Origin of the sequence: Vibrio sp. OPT41 (assembly GCF_015163595.1) — a bacterium.
Lineage (GTDB): Bacteria > Pseudomonadota > Gammaproteobacteria > Enterobacterales > Vibrionaceae > Vibrio > Vibrio alginolyticus.
Map to the genome: position 1 here is coordinate 112,113 of NZ_JADDYH010000067.1, position 18,066 is coordinate 130,178.

At 44.7% G+C, this 18,066-nt stretch carries 21 protein-coding genes; 13 read left to right on the forward strand and 8 right to left on the reverse strand.

The features are described 5' to 3' along the window. Positions 1 to 48: 48 nt before the first annotated feature. The 4 genes from IQP38_RS22220 to IQP38_RS22235 all read left to right on the forward strand — a co-directional run bounded on the left by IQP38_RS22220 (position 49) and on the right by IQP38_RS22235 (position 5,191). The gene (locus IQP38_RS22220) at positions 49 to 1,449 is read left to right on the forward strand and encodes an FAD-dependent oxidoreductase (RefSeq protein WP_193838044.1); all 1,401 of its coding nucleotides are present in this window, start codon (positions 49 to 51) and stop codon (positions 1,447 to 1,449) included. Between the two features lie 113 nt (positions 1,450 to 1,562). Next, on the forward strand, positions 1,563 to 2,687 hold the full coding sequence (locus IQP38_RS22225; protein WP_193838045.1) for a M14-type cytosolic carboxypeptidase: 1,125 nt from the start codon (positions 1,563 to 1,565) through the stop codon (positions 2,685 to 2,687). Between the two features lie 453 nt (positions 2,688 to 3,140). After that, complete coding sequence (locus tag IQP38_RS22230; RefSeq protein WP_193838046.1) at positions 3,141 to 4,121, forward strand: OmpA family protein; 981 nt, start codon at positions 3,141 to 3,143, stop codon at positions 4,119 to 4,121. Positions 4,122 to 4,321: 200 nt separating this feature from the next. After that, positions 4,322 to 5,191 carry a LysR substrate-binding domain-containing protein gene (locus tag IQP38_RS22235; protein WP_193838047.1) on the forward strand — a complete coding sequence of 290 codons (870 nt, stop codon included), beginning with the start codon at positions 4,322 to 4,324 and terminating at the stop codon, positions 5,189 to 5,191. Positions 5,192 to 5,259: 68 nt separating this feature from the next. On the opposite strand, the gene IQP38_RS22240 is transcribed toward IQP38_RS22235, so the two are convergent. Beyond that, positions 5,260 to 6,135 carry a LysR family transcriptional regulator gene (locus IQP38_RS22240; RefSeq protein ID WP_025998654.1) on the reverse strand — a complete coding sequence of 292 codons (876 nt, stop codon included), beginning with the start codon at positions 6,133 to 6,135 and terminating at the stop codon, positions 5,260 to 5,262. A gap of 248 nt (positions 6,136 to 6,383) precedes the next feature. On the opposite strand from IQP38_RS22240, the gene IQP38_RS22245 reads away from it, so the two are divergent. After that, positions 6,384 to 6,620 carry a hypothetical protein gene (locus IQP38_RS22245; protein ID WP_005374030.1) on the forward strand — a complete coding sequence of 79 codons (237 nt, stop codon included), beginning with the start codon at positions 6,384 to 6,386 and terminating at the stop codon, positions 6,618 to 6,620. Positions 6,621 to 6,741: 121 nt separating this feature from the next. Here IQP38_RS22245 and IQP38_RS22250 read toward each other — a convergent pair whose 3' ends face one another. After that, positions 6,742 to 8,112 carry an L-serine ammonia-lyase gene (locus IQP38_RS22250; RefSeq protein ID WP_193838048.1) on the reverse strand — a complete coding sequence of 457 codons (1,371 nt, stop codon included), beginning with the start codon at positions 8,110 to 8,112 and terminating at the stop codon, positions 6,742 to 6,744. A gap of 131 nt (positions 8,113 to 8,243) precedes the next feature. On the opposite strand from IQP38_RS22250, the gene IQP38_RS22255 reads away from it, so the two are divergent. After that, positions 8,244 to 9,086: a YdcF family protein gene (locus IQP38_RS22255; RefSeq protein WP_017635105.1), complete on the forward strand. Its 843-nt coding sequence runs from the start codon at positions 8,244 to 8,246 to the stop codon at positions 9,084 to 9,086. Here IQP38_RS22255 and IQP38_RS22260 read toward each other — a convergent pair. Further along, on the reverse strand, positions 9,076 to 9,732 hold the full coding sequence (locus IQP38_RS22260) for a hypothetical protein (RefSeq protein WP_005374025.1): 657 nt from the start codon (positions 9,730 to 9,732) through the stop codon (positions 9,076 to 9,078). The genes IQP38_RS22255 and IQP38_RS22260 overlap by 11 nt on opposite strands. 249 nt (positions 9,733 to 9,981) lie before the next feature. Further along, entirely contained in the window at positions 9,982 to 10,248 is a 267-nt protein-coding gene (locus IQP38_RS22265; RefSeq protein ID WP_005374023.1) for a DUF333 domain-containing protein, read from the reverse strand. Between the two features lie 277 nt (positions 10,249 to 10,525). Here IQP38_RS22265 and IQP38_RS22270 point away from each other — a divergent pair, with 277 nt between their 5' ends. Continuing rightward, positions 10,526 to 11,044, forward strand: coding sequence for an NUDIX hydrolase (locus IQP38_RS22270; RefSeq protein WP_005374021.1), 519 nt, complete (start codon positions 10,526 to 10,528; stop codon positions 11,042 to 11,044). Positions 11,045 to 11,479: 435 nt separating this feature from the next. Here IQP38_RS22270 and IQP38_RS22275 read toward each other — a convergent pair whose 3' ends face one another. The 4 genes from IQP38_RS22275 to flgA form a co-directional block, all read right to left on the reverse strand. Further along, positions 11,480 to 12,226 (reverse strand): lytic transglycosylase domain-containing protein, encoded by a 747-nt coding sequence (locus IQP38_RS22275; protein WP_042523341.1) that lies wholly within the window; start codon positions 12,224 to 12,226, stop codon positions 11,480 to 11,482. Continuing rightward, entirely contained in the window at positions 12,207 to 12,644 is a 438-nt protein-coding gene (gene flgN, locus IQP38_RS22280; RefSeq protein ID WP_005374018.1) for a flagellar export chaperone FlgN, read from the reverse strand. The genes IQP38_RS22275 and flgN overlap by 20 nt, the downstream gene beginning before the upstream one ends. Before the next feature lie 20 nt (positions 12,645 to 12,664). Then, positions 12,665 to 12,946: a flagellar biosynthesis anti-sigma factor FlgM gene (flgM, locus tag IQP38_RS22285; protein ID WP_005374016.1), complete on the reverse strand. Its 282-nt coding sequence runs from the start codon at positions 12,944 to 12,946 to the stop codon at positions 12,665 to 12,667. 136 nt (positions 12,947 to 13,082) lie between these two features. Next, positions 13,083 to 13,880 carry a flagellar basal body P-ring formation chaperone FlgA gene (gene flgA / locus IQP38_RS22290; protein ID WP_064369423.1) on the reverse strand — a complete coding sequence of 266 codons (798 nt, stop codon included), beginning with the start codon at positions 13,878 to 13,880 and terminating at the stop codon, positions 13,083 to 13,085. Positions 13,881 to 13,957: 77 nt separating this feature from the next. Between flgA and flgB the strand changes: the two genes are divergently transcribed. From flgB to flgG, 6 genes are all read left to right on the forward strand, one after another. After that, positions 13,958 to 14,320 carry a flagellar basal body rod protein FlgB gene (gene flgB / locus IQP38_RS22295; protein ID WP_005374013.1) on the forward strand — a complete coding sequence of 121 codons (363 nt, stop codon included), beginning with the start codon at positions 13,958 to 13,960 and terminating at the stop codon, positions 14,318 to 14,320. Between the two features lie 2 nt (positions 14,321 to 14,322). After that, positions 14,323 to 14,757 carry a flagellar basal body rod protein FlgC gene (flgC, locus tag IQP38_RS22300; RefSeq protein WP_005374012.1) on the forward strand — a complete coding sequence of 145 codons (435 nt, stop codon included), beginning with the start codon at positions 14,323 to 14,325 and terminating at the stop codon, positions 14,755 to 14,757. Beyond that, on the forward strand, positions 14,757 to 15,440 hold the full coding sequence (flgD, locus tag IQP38_RS22305) for a flagellar hook assembly protein FlgD (RefSeq protein WP_005384410.1): 684 nt from the start codon (positions 14,757 to 14,759) through the stop codon (positions 15,438 to 15,440). The genes flgC and flgD overlap by 1 nt, the downstream gene beginning before the upstream one ends. A gap of 27 nt (positions 15,441 to 15,467) precedes the next feature. Then, positions 15,468 to 16,664: a flagellar hook protein FlgE gene (gene flgE, locus IQP38_RS22310; RefSeq protein WP_005374010.1), complete on the forward strand. Its 1,197-nt coding sequence runs from the start codon at positions 15,468 to 15,470 to the stop codon at positions 16,662 to 16,664. A 12-nt stretch (positions 16,665 to 16,676) separates the two neighbouring features. Next, positions 16,677 to 17,408, forward strand: coding sequence for a flagellar basal-body rod protein FlgF (gene flgF / locus IQP38_RS22315; RefSeq protein WP_005374009.1), 732 nt, complete (start codon positions 16,677 to 16,679; stop codon positions 17,406 to 17,408). Positions 17,409 to 17,432: 24 nt separating this feature from the next. Then, positions 17,433 to 18,066 (forward strand): flagellar basal-body rod protein FlgG (gene flgG, locus IQP38_RS22320; protein WP_228010161.1); only part of this gene is annotated, 634 nt, incomplete at its 3' end.

Genomic DNA, 18,066 nt, shown 5'->3' on the forward strand with positions numbered 1-18,066 from the left:
GTGGTGACAAAGCACGGTTGTGTGCGTCACTTCTACAAAGGATACCCGATGACACATCATTCATATTGGTTCAAGCAGGCAATTGAAGCTGAGCAACCAGAAACGCCACAACCGTTACAGCAGAACATTAATACTGACGTTGCGATTGTTGGTGGCGGATACACCGGACTTTGGACCGCGATTATGATTAAGCAGCAATCTCCGGAAAAAAAGGTAGTCGTGATTGAAAAAGGCCTTTGTGGCAGTGGTGCATCGGGCGCAAACGGCGGTTGTATGCTGACTTGGTCTACCAAGTTCCCGACATTGAAACGGTTATTCGGTGAAGAACATGCTGCTTGGTTAGTAAAAGAGTCGGAACAAGCAGTGCTAGAGATTGACGACTTTTGTCAGCAGCACAACATCGATGCGCAATTATCGTTAAAAGGGGTTTATTACACTGCAACCAATCCGGCTCAAACTGGGGGAATGCAGCCAGTTGTGGACGAGTTAAAGCGATTAGAAGTGAACAGTTGGCGTCGTTGCTCGGTGGAGGAACTGCGTGCCAATGCGGGATCGCCGCGCAATATAGAGGGCTTTCACTCTCCAGTTGCATCGAGCGTTCAACCTGCATTATTAGCGAGAGGGTTACGCCGTGTTGCTATTGATCTGGGTGTAGAAGTTTATGAGAACACGCCGATGACGCGTCTAGATTATGGAAAACCTGCCATTGTCTGTACACCTAAAGGAAACATTCAAGCGCAGCAGGTGGTATTGGCATTAAATGCATGGATGGTGGAGCAGTTTAAACAGTTCAAAAACAGTATCGTGGTGGTCTCTTCCGACATGGTGATCACCAAGCCGCTTGGTGACGCACTACCTCTATCTGGTTGGCAGGCAGGTTCTAGCGTGTTGGATTCACGTATCTTCGTCCACTATTACCGAGATACGCCAGATGGCCGTTTGCTGTTGGGGAAAGGCGGCAATCAGTTTTCTTTCAATAACCAAGTTGACGCAATGTTTAACAAGCCAACACGCTACCAAGGTCTACTGCGCAAGTCGTTCGATAAGTTGTTTCCTCATTTGATAGGGGAGGAGTTTGCTTATTCATGGACGGGGGGTTCTGATCGTTCTGCTACTGGTTTCCCTTTTTTCGGTGAGCTAGATAAACAGAGCAATATCTTTTACGGATTTGGTTATTCAGGCAATGGTGTAGCGCAGACTCGAATGGGCGGAAAAATCTTATCTTCGTTGGCATTGGGAATCGATAATGAATGGACGAAAAGCGGTTTAGCCAAAGGGCCGTTGGGGCATTTCCCGCCAGAGCCATTCCGTTGGACGGGAGCAATGATGGTACGCAACGCGGTACGTCGCAAAGAGGAAGCAGAAGATAACGAGCAGACGCCATTCATCTGGGATAAGTGGCTAGCAAAACTCGCGGGACCAGCAGGCAAAGCGGATAAGCTTGACTAAACTGAAGACTTTAGCCACAAACGAGACAGTTTGCAGTGAAAGTCATTGGGGCGCGATGAAGCCTTGTGTTAGCCTCTGTCTTTCAAGCTCAGATTTAAAAGGTGAGTCATAAAATGAAAGTATTCAGCAACTTCGATAGCGGCAGCATTCACGTAGTGAAAGCGGACGACAAAAACGACATCCAACTCAAAATTCCTAACGACAATATGTCGGAATTCTACCAGTGGTTCCACTTCCGTCTTGAGACAGAAGCTGAGCAATCGCACACCATCAAATTGCTTGATTTGGCTAAATCGGCTTATCCAGAAGGATGGCAAGGTTACGATGTGGTTGCGTCTTACGATCGTGAAGAATGGTTCCGAGTACCGGCAGAGTTCGATGGCGACACGCTGACTTTCACTGTAATCCCTGAGCGCAGCTCAATTTACTTCGCGTACTTTGCGCCATACACGTACGATCGTCATTTAGACTTGTTACACATGGCACAAAGCGCGCACCACTGCCAACTTGAAACACTAGGCCATACATTAGACGGCAACGACATGAGCCTGCTTACTTTCGGTGAGCCAGAAGAAGGTAAAAAGAAAATCTGGATGATTGCACGTCAGCACCCAGGTGAGACAATGGCGGAATGGTTCATGGAAGGTATGATCCAACGTCTGTTAGATGAAAACGACACGGTTGCGCGTGCATTGCTTGAAAAAGCGGTGCTTTACGTCGTACCAAATATGAACCCAGACGGTGGTATTCGCGGTCACTTGCGTACCAACGCAGTAGGTGTAAACCTAAATCGTGAATGGCAAACGCCATCAATGGAAAAGAGCCCAGAAGTCTACCTTGTGCGTCAGCGCATGCTGGAAACGGGTGTTGACATGTTTTTAGATATCCATGGCGATGAAGCGATTCCGTATAACTTCGTCGCTGGCTCAGAAGGTATTCCTTCTTACGATGAAAATCTTGCCGCTTTAGATACATCATTTAAGCAAGCGTTACTGACTATTACGCCAGAGTTCCAAGATGAGATTGGTTACGATAAAGATGAGCCTGGTAAAGCGAATTTGACGGTCGGTTCAAATTGGGTTGCAGAGCAGTTCAAATGCTTGTCTTACACAATCGAAATGCCATTTAAAGATAACAACAATCACCCAGATCCACTTTATGGTTGGTCTCCTGAGCGTAGTGTCTTGTTTGGGCAAGATGTATTAGCTGCAACGTTAACCGTAGCGGATAAAATTTAGCTCGACGAGTTAACGCTTTTTCATTATTTCGAAAACAGCTCATTTAAATGAGCTGTTTTTTGTGCTCTCCAGAACCACGCTCCCCTGTAAAAATTTGTTGCCATTCACAAGCTTAAATGATGATTCTTAAATTTGAGAAAGTGGCCTTTTATGGTGATTTGCGTCACAGAAAGTTGGCTTCTTTGTGATATTCTCCGCAACGAATTGACTATGGCTAAACCAACGCAACGAACTTTATTTTTCGGTTGGGTATGCGGATGAAGCTCATGAATAGATGGTCTTGAGGTTACCTTTTTCCGTTTTACGTCATTGGCGTTTGAATATCATTTTTGATTCTTTCCTACGCTATTTAGCTATTTCTATTCGAAGAAAAGAGAAAGTTACGGCTTCATATTTTACGGCAGTATGCTGCCGCGGTGTGTTGCTTTGTGTACAAGAAAAAGGAAAAGAATAATGAAAAAAATCGCTATAGCAGTGGCTACTGTACTTGCTGGTGGTGTGATCTCAAACGTTGCACTTGCTGACACTTACATGGGCGGTAAAGTAGGTTACAACTCTCTAAACGATGCGTGTTACCTAAACAAACCTTGTGACGACGACAGTTTTGCAGCATCTATGCACTTAGGCTACAGCTTCAACAAGTACGTTGCAGCAGAGTATGGTGTTGATTACCTTGGTGACTTCACTGCAAACTTCAAAAAGCCTGGCCTAAACACCGTTGATGGTGATCTTTGGGCGTTGACGCTTGCTCCTAAATTTAACCTACCGCTAACGGATTCTTGGAATCTATTCGCGAAAGTTGGTGCTGCATACATGATGGCTGGTGACGAGAAAGATTTCGTACCAACTGGCTCTCTGGGTGCTGAATACCAAATCAACTACAACTGGAGCCTACGTGCTGAATACCAACGCTACCAAGATATGTCTGATGATGTAATTGAAGACATGGATTCAGATTTCTTCGGTATCGGTTTCAACTACAAGTTTGGTTCTGAGCCAGTCGTTCAAGAAAAAGCCGTTGAAGAGGTGGTAGAAGCACGTCCTGCAACACGCATTGTAGATCACGTTTACCCTGCTCAAACAACAGCGACAGTACAATTCGACTTAGAAAGTGCAGAAGTGAAAGACGCGTCGAACCTTTCTGGTACCGTTGATTTGATGAATACTTACCCACAAGCTCAAGTTGAGATCACGGGTTACAGCGATACGACAGGTTCTGCTGCTTACAACAAGCAACTCACAGAAAAACGTGCGAAAGCCGTTGCTGACGAGTTCCAAGCAAAAGGTATTGCGGCTGAGCGTATGACAGTGAAAGGCATGGGTGAAGCTAACCCAGTGGCAAGCAACGAGACACGTCAAGGTCGTCAAATGAACCGTCGTGTTGAAGTGGTTGTTCCTGCGTTTGAATACCAAACAACTGAAAAAGCAGAATAATTCCTGCTTAAGATAAAGTTCCAAAAGCCAGCGTGTATCACGCTGGCTTTTTTGATCCCGCTTAACTAACTCAGTAGTTGTGTAGAAACATAGTTATATCGGGACGCTTTGACATGTGCTCAACATACGTAAACTCAGCTCCTTCATCAATTTGTCATCACCAGTTCATAGCATGACAGCCAAGTGCTTGGGAGAATGATATGCAAAGTTTACCGCCGCTCAATTTGCTCCGAGCTTTTGAAGCCACGGCGCGACTACAGAGTTTTACAAAAGCCGCAGAGGAGCTAAATGTGACTCGTGCGGCCGTAAGCCAACAGGTGAAATCGCTAGAGTCACAGCTCAATGCGACGTTATTCGTGCGCAAGGGCACTCACCTTACGCTGACCTGCTCCGCGCAAGAATACTGGCCAGTGGTTAATCATGTGCTTCAAACATTATCGACCACGACGCAGCATTTATTTACTCGTCCCAAGAATACGCAAGTTAACTTACATGTCGCTCACAGCTTTTGCTCTCAATGGTTAATGCCAAGATTGGCTGATTTTCAGCGACAATTCCCAGACATCTCCTTTAAAATCTCGACTACTGCTAGTACAGTTCCAAGCGCCAGTGCGATTGCGGATATCGAAATTATTAACGGAGATGGAGATTGGCAAGAGCAAGAAGCCATACGATTAACCCAAGAAAACTGGATCGTTGTCGCAAGCCCGGGCTTTATGCATTTAAACCCGATAAATGACCTCTCGCAGTTAGCTAAAGTGCCTAAAATCTGCACTAGCGGTTATCATGAATCTTGGCAAGAGTGGCTTGCGCACCAAGGTTATCCAGGGAAGGTGAGCAAAGTCGTCGCCGAGTTTGAGCATTCATTGCTTGCTATTCATGCTGCGATTAATCAACTTGGCGTGTTGTTGGTAAGAGACTTTCTTGTTGAGGATGAGCTGCAACAGGGCGTATTAGTCCAGGTTGGAACTTGGCATATGCCAAGTTCTGGTGCACATTATATGATGGTTCGAGCATCCGAAAAATCACACGTAAACACCTTTGCTCAATGGTTAATACAGAGTCTTTAATGTTCGTTCAGCGAGTAAGTAGAGCGCATGTGTGGTTTGGCTATTATTAGCAGTAGCAAGTCATCAGTCTAGGACTGAGCGACATGCTTAATGACATCTAATAACCACTGATTTACCGGAGCTTGCTGTTGAGAGCGACGACAGCTCATCACGTAGCGAACATCAAGCTCTAGCCCAGCAGGAAGCGCGATACTCCGGCAACCCTTAGGAACATGTCCACTCATCGTTATGCCAAAATGATTCGTTTGCAGAAGCACTTTTTGAATCATCGCTGGATGCTCAATTTCCACTTTAGGTGTGGTTCTAAAACCTATATGTTTGAGCCTTTCCAACACTGGGTATCGGTAGTCGTTCCATCCCGGCGTTTTAAAAAGTATAAAAGGGTATTCTTCTAGTTCTTGGGAGTTTTGAGCGGGATGATCTTGTCGAACAAAAAATACCGCTTTTCCTCGCCCTAGTTCGGTCTGAACAATTGACTGTGGCAGATCTTCATCAAAGTAATGAATCGCAATGGCGTTTTCACCGTCAATTAATCGTTTTTTTGCTTCGCTACCCCAGCGCAAACATGAGAATTTTGCTTCTGGAGCGTGCTTTAGTAACTCCAAGTAAAACTTGTCACCAAAGTACTCCCAAAACAATGTGTTGGCATAAATAGTGATTGAACCGTCAAAATGAGCTGGTGAAAAATGCTGTGGTTTGATGGAATCAATACTGTTGATTATTTGCTCAAAATGCGCAATGTTCGCTTCCACAAAAGGTGTTGGTTCAAAGCCATTTTTGGTCTGAACGAATAGCGGATCATTGAGCTGAGTTTTCATCTTTGTCAGATTTTTGCTGATTGCTCCTGACGTTTTACCGAGTGATTCTGCGACTAACCGGACGTTACGTAACTCATACATCCGTTTTAATACCAAAATATTTTGAATATCCAGATTAACGCTCATACATTGTCTCGCTTGGCTTTTGTCGACAAATCATATCGCTGAATTTCTTAAGAAAAGACAACGCTCGGTCAATTTAAGTTGCTGCCTTATCCCTGATTTATTGAAGGTAACGATAAGTTATTCTTGGTTACATCAGTTTATTAGCATGGATTTCCATTTGGTAAATAATGGCTTTCCTCGTATGAGCGCGTTTCTGTTGTTACAGTTTTTCCACCGACAGAAAGTAAGAACGATAATAGAGGTGATGTATGAAAAAACTAATCGCACTTGTTTTGATGGTTTGCTCAACAAACGTAGCATTTGCTGGCGATGGGTCATACACGGGCACGATTGATATGACGATGGCAACGAAAAATCAGGTTGACGTAGAGCGTGCAGATTCTCAATTGACGCTGAAGGGTCGCAATGAAATGGCCTATGGCGGTGTAACAATCCATTCGGATGCTGCAACTCAAAAAATTGAACTTCGTGGTCGACGTGATTAATCGAATAGTTTCTTGTTAAGAAAATGCCGCGTTCTTCGCGGCATTTCTATATGTAATATCATCAGATCATAATTACCAGATAAGCGTATGGTGAGAAGCTAAGCGCAATGACCACCTGCCATTATTCGCATGGCGGTGCCATATGAATGACAGCTAAGCCCCCCAAAGAAGTTTCACGGTATTTTTTATTCATATCTTTACCAGTCTGATACATGGTTTCGATAACTTTATCTAACGAAATTAAGCATTTACTTGTGCGCTTTAATGCCATACGCGATGCATTAATCGCTTTCATTGCTCCCATGGCATTTCTTTCAATACAAGGTACTTGAACCAAGCCGCCAATCGGGTCACAAGTCATACCCAATGAATGCTCCATCGCAATTTCCGCAGCAATACAAATCTGCTCGTTACTGCCCCCTCTTAGCGCTGTTAAGCCAGCGGCAGCCATGGATGAAGAAACCCCAACTTCTCCCTGACACCCCACTTCTGCACCAGAAATTGACGCGTTAGTTTTATATAAGATGCCGATAGCGCCGGCGACTGCGAGAAAGTCTTTTAGCTGTTTAACATCGAGCTCTTTGATGAAGCGATGGTAGTACATCAATACCGCCGGAATCACCCCTGCTGCGCCATTCGTTGGAGAAGTAACGACTTGCCCTCCTGCTGCATTTTCTTCACTAACCGCAAAGGCGAAGAGATTGATCCAATCCATGATCTCCATCGGATCGTTTTCAACTGCAGCGTTGGCTTCGAGCTTTTTCAAAAGGTTTGGTGCTCGACGAGTGACATTTAGACCACCTTCCAAAATCCCTTCCGTATCGAAGCCACGTTGCATGCAGAGCGACATCACTTTCCAAATTTGCTCTGCTCTTTGGTTAATTTCTTCGTCTGAGCGAAATGCGAGTTCGTTTTGGAGGATCATGCCTCCCAAGCTGAAACCGTTCGTCTCGGCTTTTTCCAGCATCTCATCTGCGGATGTAAACGGAAATGGTACTGCGACCTCATTTTGTTGCGTGCCGTTCTCTAGTTCGTCGGGGGTGGCGATGAATCCGCCTCCAATGGAGTAATAAATTTCAAACGCTACTTGATCTCCAGCTGCGTCTAATGCCGTAATCGTCATACCATTTTCATGCAGGGGAAGGTTGTCGCTATGAAAGACGATGTCATGGTCGTAGCTAAACTCAATCTGGTGTGTACCGGCGAGCATGAGCGTATTATTGTCTATGGTATTTTGTAGCGCACTTTTGGCACTGCTCATTTTGATGGTATCAGGTTTATTTCCCATCAAACCAAGGACCGTGGCTCGGTCTGTATGGTGCCCTCGACCTGTCAGTGACAATGAGCCATAAAGGTCCACTTGCACCCGATGCACTTTCGCCATAGAGTCGCTAACTAGCTGAGTGAAATGGAATCCGGCAAGCATAGGACCATTAGTGTGGGAGCTGGATGGCCCGACACCAATTTTAAATATATCGAAAATCGACAGCATAATTGACTTCCTTTAGCAGTGAACCTTTATAAAGGTCTCTAGAACAGTGTTGTTAACTAGATGTTAAAGCTTGTGGGTCGGGAGTGAAAGAAGATTTTTGTAACACTGCCAACTAAGCGCGAGATTTTAAAATGAAGTTAGACAACATCGTCATCGTTTTAGGTAAACGCCTCGTCAATAACAGGTTGACCTCTGAGGGCATAACCAGAGTCGAAGCTTTGTCTTGTAGGACTGCATCACTACCGATAGAGCGAACGGTGATTGTTTTTTGTGGCGGAGTAACGCAAGGACAAAGTGTTTCTGAAGCAGAGGCGATGTACGCGTATTTTAGAACCCTAAACGCAGACTCTGTGAATCCGTTCCCTGAACGTCATATACTCTTAGAAACGGAGTCGTTGAACACGTTTCAAAACATGCGTTATGTTTCCCAAGTTTTGTGCAAAAGTGGGTTGTTCGAGTTATGGTTGGGGCATCCGGTTGAGGTTATCTTGCTGTCTAATGACTACCACCTCGAACGAATCATTGATATCCAGAATTTGATGGATGAGCAAGGCTTATTACGAGTACTTAAATCCGATTGCGAATCCATGGGGGTGACCCTCAATATTCCACTGGATATCAGCAAACATATTAGCGTGCCATACCCACATAAAGGGCTTATGGCGGAGACATTCTTGCTACTCGATGAACTCACAACCTACCGAGTTTATTTAGAAGGGGTCAAGCATGGCGTATTTTTCCGAGATTTATCAATTGTCCGAAAAAAGCCACTTATGATCGCAAGAGATACTATTCATAAATTGCTCTCTTTACCGCTCGATAAAGAGGCTTTGCAACATATTAAAGAAATGAAAAAGGCCGTCGAAATGACGGCCTTGGATGAATCTGTAGGTGCTGCGGAAAAGGCATTAAGTATCTTCCATCCGATACTGACGGCATTGAACCGTCGCTTTGACCCAGAGTCTATTCATTAAGCTCGCGTTTTGTGCGGACGGCGCTTAATGCGATCAAACAGTAGCAAAGCAGTTCTATACCTTCTTCTGAGATATTTTTAACATCACGGATGTAATTTTCGTCCATCACTTGTTGCCAAAAACTACCCATACCATACAAACGAGAGAAGACTAATAATAGCATTACAGCACCAACTAATAGCTTCATATGTGGCACCGTTAAAATGGTCGCCATTTCGTTCATGGTACCTTTACCACCTTGGTAAGCTTTGGCGCAAGCCAGTGCGGTGACAGCAAGTGCTGGGAAAACCCAAGAGCCATGATGAATCATGTCTGTCCAATAGTCCGTTTCGCGAATAATCAGTACTGCAAAAAATCCTGCAATCAAAATAGCCGCATGCTTTAGCTGAGGCTGTTGTTTCGATAAGCTGAAAAACGACCATGATGCAATAGCAAGCATCACAAGCTGGAGCGTTTCTGTAACGGAAAGCTCGCCAAGGCTTGATCCCAACACGACATAATCAAGACGAAGACTAAGGTTAACGAGAATACTTATAGCGACAATCATCAAGGCGTTTAAGCTTGATTTATAAATAATGCGCTTTGATTTTTCAGTAACAACGTTGCTTGGGGCTGACTCGGCTTCTTTTACTATTTGTGTTTTCATCTTGCTCACCTGTCCCAGAAAATGTGGAAGAAATGTGAATTAGTGTGATCTGTGTTTGGAATTTTATTGTCCAAGTGGAAAGTTATGTCAGGGGAATGTCAAGAATAGAACACTGTTCGATATAGGGTCGATGTGCGGTAAAGTCAGAGGTATGTAAAAACAACGTAAGAACACTTTGATAAATCAAATAAAAAAGGAGCCCAAAGGCTCCTAAGTGATAGAGGGAAGGTGACGTATCGATAAAAATAATTAGTAGTTGTCACCCTCATTTTCTTTGTGATTCTCGCGATAGTATTCCCATTGCTCGACGCGTTCATTGTCCGACAGCACACAGTAAGTGACACGTTCGCCGTTTTCCGACACGGTATCCAGCTCACCACCTTGCTGAACACAGTATACGGCTGCGGGATTTGCAACGGAGGTATACTCAGTTGATCGGGTCGCTCCCTCGTAAGTTGAACAACCAGCCAGTACCAATGTTGCAGCCATAGCCATCATTAAATTTGTCTTTTTCATTCTTTATCTCCGCATGGGGTGGGCGAGTATTGTATTGATTATAGGCAACTTTAAGAGATTATTGTCTTATCGATGTTAAAAGTAAGAGGGACGTATAAGAATTTAGATATTCTCATTTATTGCTGATTAGCACGTCACACTTCTGTTCTTGGCGTATTGTTGTGAAGGTCATATCAATCACTTCCTGACAAGCGCTCGAACGTACCTGGCCTACAACAATGATTTAAAGTGTGAAATTCGGTAATATGCGCACAAAACATTGACCGTGGTATTTTCGATGAGACATTTAAAATCGACCGTTCATCCAGACATAGAGCATTTGGATGACAAAATTGTTTTTCAGCGCAATGCAGCGCGAGCCATTGTACTTGATGGTGAAGATGTGCTGTTGCTCTATACAGAACGTTACCATGACTACACGCTACCAGGCGGTGGTATTGATGATGGTGAAGATGTCATTGCTGGATTAGTCCGTGAATTAGAGGAAGAAACGGGCGCCCAAAATATACATGGTATTAAGCCTTTCGGAATCTTTGAGGAGTTTCGTCCGTGGTACAAGGATGACGCTGACGTGATGCACATGGTGTCGTATTGTTATACATGTAAAATCGAACGTGAGCTAGGCGAAACGGCGTATGAAGATTACGAAGTTAAAAATGGAATGCGCCCGGTATGGATGAACATACACGAAGCAATTGCACACAATGAAAAAACGATGGCAGAAAGCCCGAAAAAAGGCATGAGCATTGAGCGCGAAACGTTTTTACTTCAGTTGATTTCTAAAGAATTACTATAAACAGCTAGTTTGCATCATTACGACTTAGCTTCTGTTGGCTCTATTGTGGGCAAAGATTTTAGAGCAATAAAAAAGTCCGGACTCCCCCCCGGAACCCGGACTTATTCCAGACGCGCAAGCGAAGCGTCATCTTGATATGTTAGATTTGTTTCGAACTATGAAAACAATAGCTGTTTTACATTTAGTGTGTAAATAATTATTAGGTCTGACCATTGGTTTTCATGTTTTTTTGCAAACGCAATGTGACGCATATCTACCCAATTGCCAAGCGCAATTGGGGCGCTTTTTAGTAAACCACTACTCTTTCTTATCTTTGAGATACCTTACCTCAACTTTTTTGCACACGTTTGCATAGAGATCACGAGTTTTCAAATCCGCCGAACAGGATCTTGTGATTTTACGTTTCTCTGACATTGAGCTCTGTCGTAGCTTTTATCACAAATTAACTAGCGGAGGCAGTCGGCTAAAGTCGACCAGCGGTTGTGAAATCATAGGAGCGTCTGGAGCAAATAAGAGTAAAGGTTGAAATGATGAGGATTGTAACTGACCGATATCTATCAACTTTTCCAATGCATAGAAGCGGCTGACATATTGGCGAGTCTCGTTAGGCAGCGTGAGTTGTTGGAAATCTCGACTTCCTGCTCGCTGAATAGCACGTGCAACACGTCCTTCTCCGGCATTGTATGCAGCTAAAGTGAGAGCCATATTTTGATCGAATTTGTTGTATAAAAACGCCAGGTACTTGAGCGCGGCCGTTGTGCTAGCTTCTGTGTCAAAGCGATCGTCTTGTTTTGTATTTATCGTTAATCCGAAACGTTTCGCTGTGGCTGGTATCAGTTGCCAAAGTCCGGCGGCGTTAGCGTGAGAAACGGCTTTGGGGTTGTAAGAAGATTCTAACATTGGCACTAAGGCTAGGCTATTTGGTAATGAGTGGTTTTGAAGCTGTTTGAAAATGTGGTTAATTACCGGTTTGGATGAATCGAGACGCTTGGCAATTTGTGGTTTGTATGGGGCTAATACTTGATACTGCGTTTGAATATCGACAGCATTTGGTTTTGCCTGGCATGTGAATGGAAGGTAGGACAGAAAGGCAATAAAAATAAAAAGGCCTACAGTACTCAGCCGAGATGGCGACTGAATCTGTAGGCAAGACGAACATCGTTTAGAACGATTTATCTTCATAAGTGTGTTGCACAGGTTGTTTGAGTTGACTGACCAACTCATGGAACGCCGCAGAGCTGTGGCCATTGCTCTGATTGTATTGTTGGCACTGACTTACCAACGTTTCCAATAGCGCCCATTGTTTTCTAGCTTGCATACCTATTTGGGCAGGCAAAGCATTGAAAATTCGTTTTACGCTGGCGTCATTACACGCTAACCCCAGCGCTCGCATACACTGGCTTCTGTCATTGGCGGAGCGGCTGAGTTTATTGAGTATCGGCATTTGTTTCTGAACATTGTCGTTCAGTGCCTCTCCATCAAACTTTAAGTACAATACCTTTTGCTGCTGCAGCAAAGGAAGCAGTTGTTGATAAAGCTTAATATCCTCAGATATAGAGCGAACAAATTGTTGAATTCGCTGCGATACTGCGCTTGCCATGATGTCTTCCTAGCGTTTTATTACTCGTGACCTGTATGGAACTGCATGATTGCCTTGGATAGCACTTTTGTATCTAGGCTAAGTTCACCACGCGCTAATGCGTTGCGTACTTGTTCTACTTTTTCCATATCAACATCAGGTAGTGATGCCATTTCAGCTTGAGCGCGATCTATCGCTACGGTATTCGCTTGAAATGCAGGCTCGTGTACTTTGCTCTGTTCGACGACGTCGACAGGCTGTTTGCTTGCTTGCTGTAATTTTGTTTGTGGGACATGACCGCCCGCGACTTTGTCGATTTTCATGCTGTGGTCCTCATCATCATGTTCTAAATTAAGTAGGCGGTTAGAATGTGATAAACATTAAATATTTTTTTTGTACTCGAAGTTCAGTGTTACTGACGAGAGCCAAAATTAAAAAATGTTACCCCGAGTCAAAAAATCAAAATTGAGTATGAACCTGGTTTAATCCAGTTACGACTGCTCTTATGACCTTGCCCGAACTTGGGTTTTCCACGTCAATTTGTTGCCCTTTCGCTCCATCTTCTAAGGCGACTCCTTTTGTGCTGGCACTAAATCCATTTTTGCTCGCAATGACTATGACTTCATTGCCTTTCTCGATTAGAGGTGGGGCCGACAAATTGGATGGATTAACCACTTGTCCAGCCCTCAAACGACGAGAGGTTTCTAAGCCTACTGCTTGCTCGGGGCGAGTATAAAAATCGTCTTGGCGAGAGATGGTTCGGGTTTCAAGCTTTATGTGTTTAGCCGTTACGACTTCATTTCGGCCAACCGTGGTTGTCGCGACCAAAACAGGCAGAGTCAGCGAAGACTTTATCGTAACGTTAATTCGCCATGGTGATGCGATATTGTCGCAGCTGACTGAGCGCTTGAGGTTACCGACTGGCAACGTGTTGTTGTCACGACCTGTGATAACTAAAGGCGATTGACATTCTGGCAAGTGATTGGCGGAACCGGGCACCCACATGTCGAAGTCCAGTTTGTACTTCCCCCACTGATTGGAGAGCGCTACGCGATCCACCTCTTGTTCGAAATCCGTTGCTACAACGGACCTTATCTCTTCAACGCTTAGGGTTTTGTCATTGGTGTTGGCGAATGCTTGTTCTGATGTCAAAGCGAGTAACGTCAGCATTATTGTTGAGGAAGTGGACACTTTCCTCTTGTTTTTAATGCTTTCCGAGAACCGGAAGTTTGGCTTCCATCCTTGTTTGTAAATCATTGATATATATGGCTATTTTTTATGGCACGTATCTTGTTTGTATGTTGGCGTATTCGAGCCAACTGTAAGGAAGATGCATGGCGATCACATTTGAAAATGCTTTAGGAGTACATCCAGAGGCACTTAATTTTCGCGTTCAGCGTACCAAAGTCCTCGCCAGTAACCTAGCAAATGTTGACACCCCTGGGTATTTGGCGAAAGACCTAAGTTTCACCACCGTAATGAACCAAGTAACGGCAGGTGGTGTGAACAAACCGGTGCCAAAGTTCCAGGTTCAGGCCCAATACTCGGTGCCTTACCAGAATAGCAAAAATGGCAACACCGTAGAGCTTGGTGTTGAACAAGCAAAATTCACGCAAAACAACATGGACTTTCAAACTAGCCTGACGTTTCTCAACATGAAATTTAATGGCTTAGCGAAAGCGATTGAGGGACGTTAATTATGTCATTCACTGATATTTACTCGATCACTGGTTCCGCGATGACAGCACAAACTGTGCGTCTGAATACGGTAGCCAGTAACCTAGCAAACGCAGATGCAGTATCTGCAAATCCAGAAGATGCTTATAAAGCGCTTAAGCCAGTATTTGCGACTGTGTACCAAAAAACGCAAATGACAACAGAAAATGGAGCTTATCCCAATGCAGAAGTTCGCATTGTTGACGTTGTTAAAAATGCTGGAGATGCAGAGAAGCGTTTTGAGCCGAACAACCCACTGGCTAATGATGAAGGCTATGTGTTTTACCCAGATATTGATGTAGTTGCTGAAATGGCAGACATGATGTCCGCAACACGCAGCTTCGAAACGAATGTTGAAGTATTAGCCAATGTAAAAAGTATGCAGCAAGGTCTGCTTAGATTAGGGCAGGGCAGCTAATGAGTATTGCACAATACACCCCTTTATCGTCTGACGCTCCAGTAAATACAAAAGCAAAAGACAGCAACGGTATCTCACCAAACCCTAAAGACATGAACAGCGCTTCTTCATTGGAGAATGAGTTTATTTCTTTGATGGTGGCTCAAATTCAAAACCAAGACCCACTTAATCCCCTTGATGGTACGGAATACGTTGGTCAATTGGCTCAGTTCTCGCAGGTACAAAGTACCGAGAATATGTCTAAGACAATGCAACAGAGCATGGTGTTACTGGACAACATGCAAGTGCTATCAACAGCGGGCCTTGTTGGGCAAACGGTTTACGTCAATGCGGATGAATTTCAGCTTGGTGAAGACGTACAAAACGGAAAAATCGAACTCGCTCATAGCTCAAACCAAGTCACGTTAGTTGTTAAAGATGAATTTGGTCAATCAACTAAAGTGCCACTAGGTGCTCACGGCAAAGGTGACGTCGACTTTTCAATTAATCCTGAAGAACTTGGTCTTAAACCAGGCAAATACTCAGTGGCCGTAGAAGTGCAAGAAGGGCAAGCAAGTCCAAATGTGCTGATGGCAGGCACTGTTGAGCAAGTGCGCATTCCTAATACCGGTGGCGCAGCATTAGTCAATGTCCATGGCGTTGGCAACGTTCCTTTCTATCAAATCACTCAGTTTGGTGCTTAACCAAATACGGAAATCAGAGGTCTATTTATGAGTTTTAACATCGCACTAAGTGGTCTGGACGCGACCAACACAGAGCTAAACACAATCAGTCACAACATTGCCAACGCATCAACGTATGGTTTTAAAGGTGGCCGCACAGAATTCTCCGCTGTATATAACGGCATGCAACCTGGTGGTGTGGAAGTCGCGTCAATTTCACAGAACTTCGACAAAGACGGCAGTATCACAGGAACTGGCCGTGCGATGGACCTAGCTATTAATGGCGGTGGCTTTTTTGTTACTAAAGATAATATGGGTCAAATGTTGTACACACGTTCAGGTGTGTTCTCAACGGATAAGAACAACTTTGTTACGGCTAACAGCGGTGCAAAGCTTCAAGGTTACAGTGTCGATAGCAACAACAACCTAATGACAGGTTCTGTGGGTAATATTCAGGTATCGACTTCCTCACTGAATGCTAAAGCAACAGACAGCTTAGATTTTGTTGCGAACTTCGACGCAAGCGCGTCTGTTATTGATAAAGCCGTAACGCCATTCAATCCAAAAGATCCAAGCTCATTTAACTCGTCTTACACAACAAAAGTCTACGACTCATTGGGTAACTCGCACACGGTAACTCAGTACTTTACTAAGACTGCTTCTAACTCGTGGGAAGTGAACGTTCAAGTAGATGGCGGTACGACGCCAGTAGCAACTGTGCCTGTAACGTTTGGTAAAGACGGCTCGCTTTCAGCACCAACTGCGCCGTTTAATGTTTCATTCCCTGCTGCAGGCGCGAACGCGATGAGTGTAGACATTAACCTGAAAGGCAGCACGCAATTTGGTGCAGCTTTTGGCGTAAGTACTAATAGTCCTAACGGTTACACATCAGGTGAACTTGCAGGTGTACGCGTTGAAGGTAACGGCATGGTTTACGCGACTTACACTAACGGCCAATCACAGCTACAAGGTCAGGTTGTTCTTGCTGATTTTGCAAACACACAAGGCTTAGCGAAAGTGAGTGGAACATCATGGACTCAAAGCTTTAGCTCAGGTGCTCCAATTATGGGTGTTCCGGGTTCAGGTACGATGGGTGACCTAACTCCGGGTGCATTAGAAGGTTCTAACGTTGACTTAACCAGCGAGCTTGTTGCTCTAATGACTGCACAACGCAACTACCAAGCAAACGCAAAGACAATTTCTACCAGCGACAAGCTTACTCAAGCTTTGTTTAACGCGGTGTAATGGGAGTTTTGCATGGATAGTTTGTTATTTACGGCAACGTCGGGTGCCAGCCGAGTTCTTAAAGCGCAGCACGTTCGTTCAAACAACTTATCAAATGCTGATACTGCGGGTTTTCGAGCGGATATGGAGCGTGTGCGTAGTGTAGAGATGCAAGGCCCAGGTTTTGATGGTCGCACTATGGTTGTGACCAACTCTGCCTCAACACGTTTCGACGCTGGCGATATTGTGAAAACAGGACGTCCGTTGGACGTTGCGGTTATGGGGGAGGGATATCTCTCTGTAGAAACCCCAGCGGGTAACGAAGCTTACACCCGTGCAGGCAATATTCAGGTCGATACTTTTGGCGCTCTAACAATCAATGGGTTCCCTGTCCTCGGTGACAATGGTCCTTTGGTTGTGCCGGATTATCAAAAGATTGAAATCAGCGAGCGTGGTCAAGTCTCAGTGATCCCACCAGGTGGCGGCGCAGAAATTGTGGCAGGCACTTTGAAGTTGGTTAAACCGGAAATTAATCAACTGCAAAAAGAGAGCGATAGCTTGCTGCACAGCGTAGATGGCGTGCCATTCGCGGCAGATGAAACCGTGCAACTCTCTCCTGAGCACATTGAGGGCAGTAACGTATCTGCTATTGATGAATTGGTTAGTGTGATGTCGCTGACGCGCAACTTTGAAATGCAAGTTCGCATGATGAAAACGGCGGAAACTCTAGCAAAAGCTGGTAACAAATTAATGGCGGCGAGCTAAGTCTCGCCCCGCAAGGAGTAAAAAATGCATTCAGCATTATGGGTAAGTAAGACAGGCATGGCAGCGCAAGACACGAAGATGACTGCCATTTCTAACAACCTAGCAAACGTAAACACGGTTGGCTTTAAGCGTGACCGAGTCGTATTTGAAGATCTTTTCTACAGCATTCAGCGTCAACCAGGCGCACAAGTAGACCAAGTTAACGAACTACCAAGTGGTATTCAGCTAGGTAGCGGTGTTCGCGTTGTTGGCACACAAAAAGTGTTCACGCAAGGTAATACCCAAAACACAACGCAAGAGTTGGATCTTGCTGTAATGGGTCAGGGTTTCTTCCAAATAGAAAACTCGGACGGACAGATCATGTATACACGTAATGGTCAGTTCCATCGAAACTCAGAAGGCTTAATGGTGAACAGTCAGGGCCTGCCTTTAGAGCCTCAAATCCAGATCCCAGACAATGCGGTCTCTTTCTCTGTGGGTGTTGATGGCACAGTGACTACAACAACAGCAGACGATCCAACACCTCAGCAGCTTGGTCAAATTACACTTGCAAAATTCATCAATCCAGCCGGCTTAGAGGCCATGGGTGGCAACTTATTCCGTGAAACGGAAGCCAGCGGTCCAGCTGATGAGCTGATTGCAGGAGCTGATGGCGCCG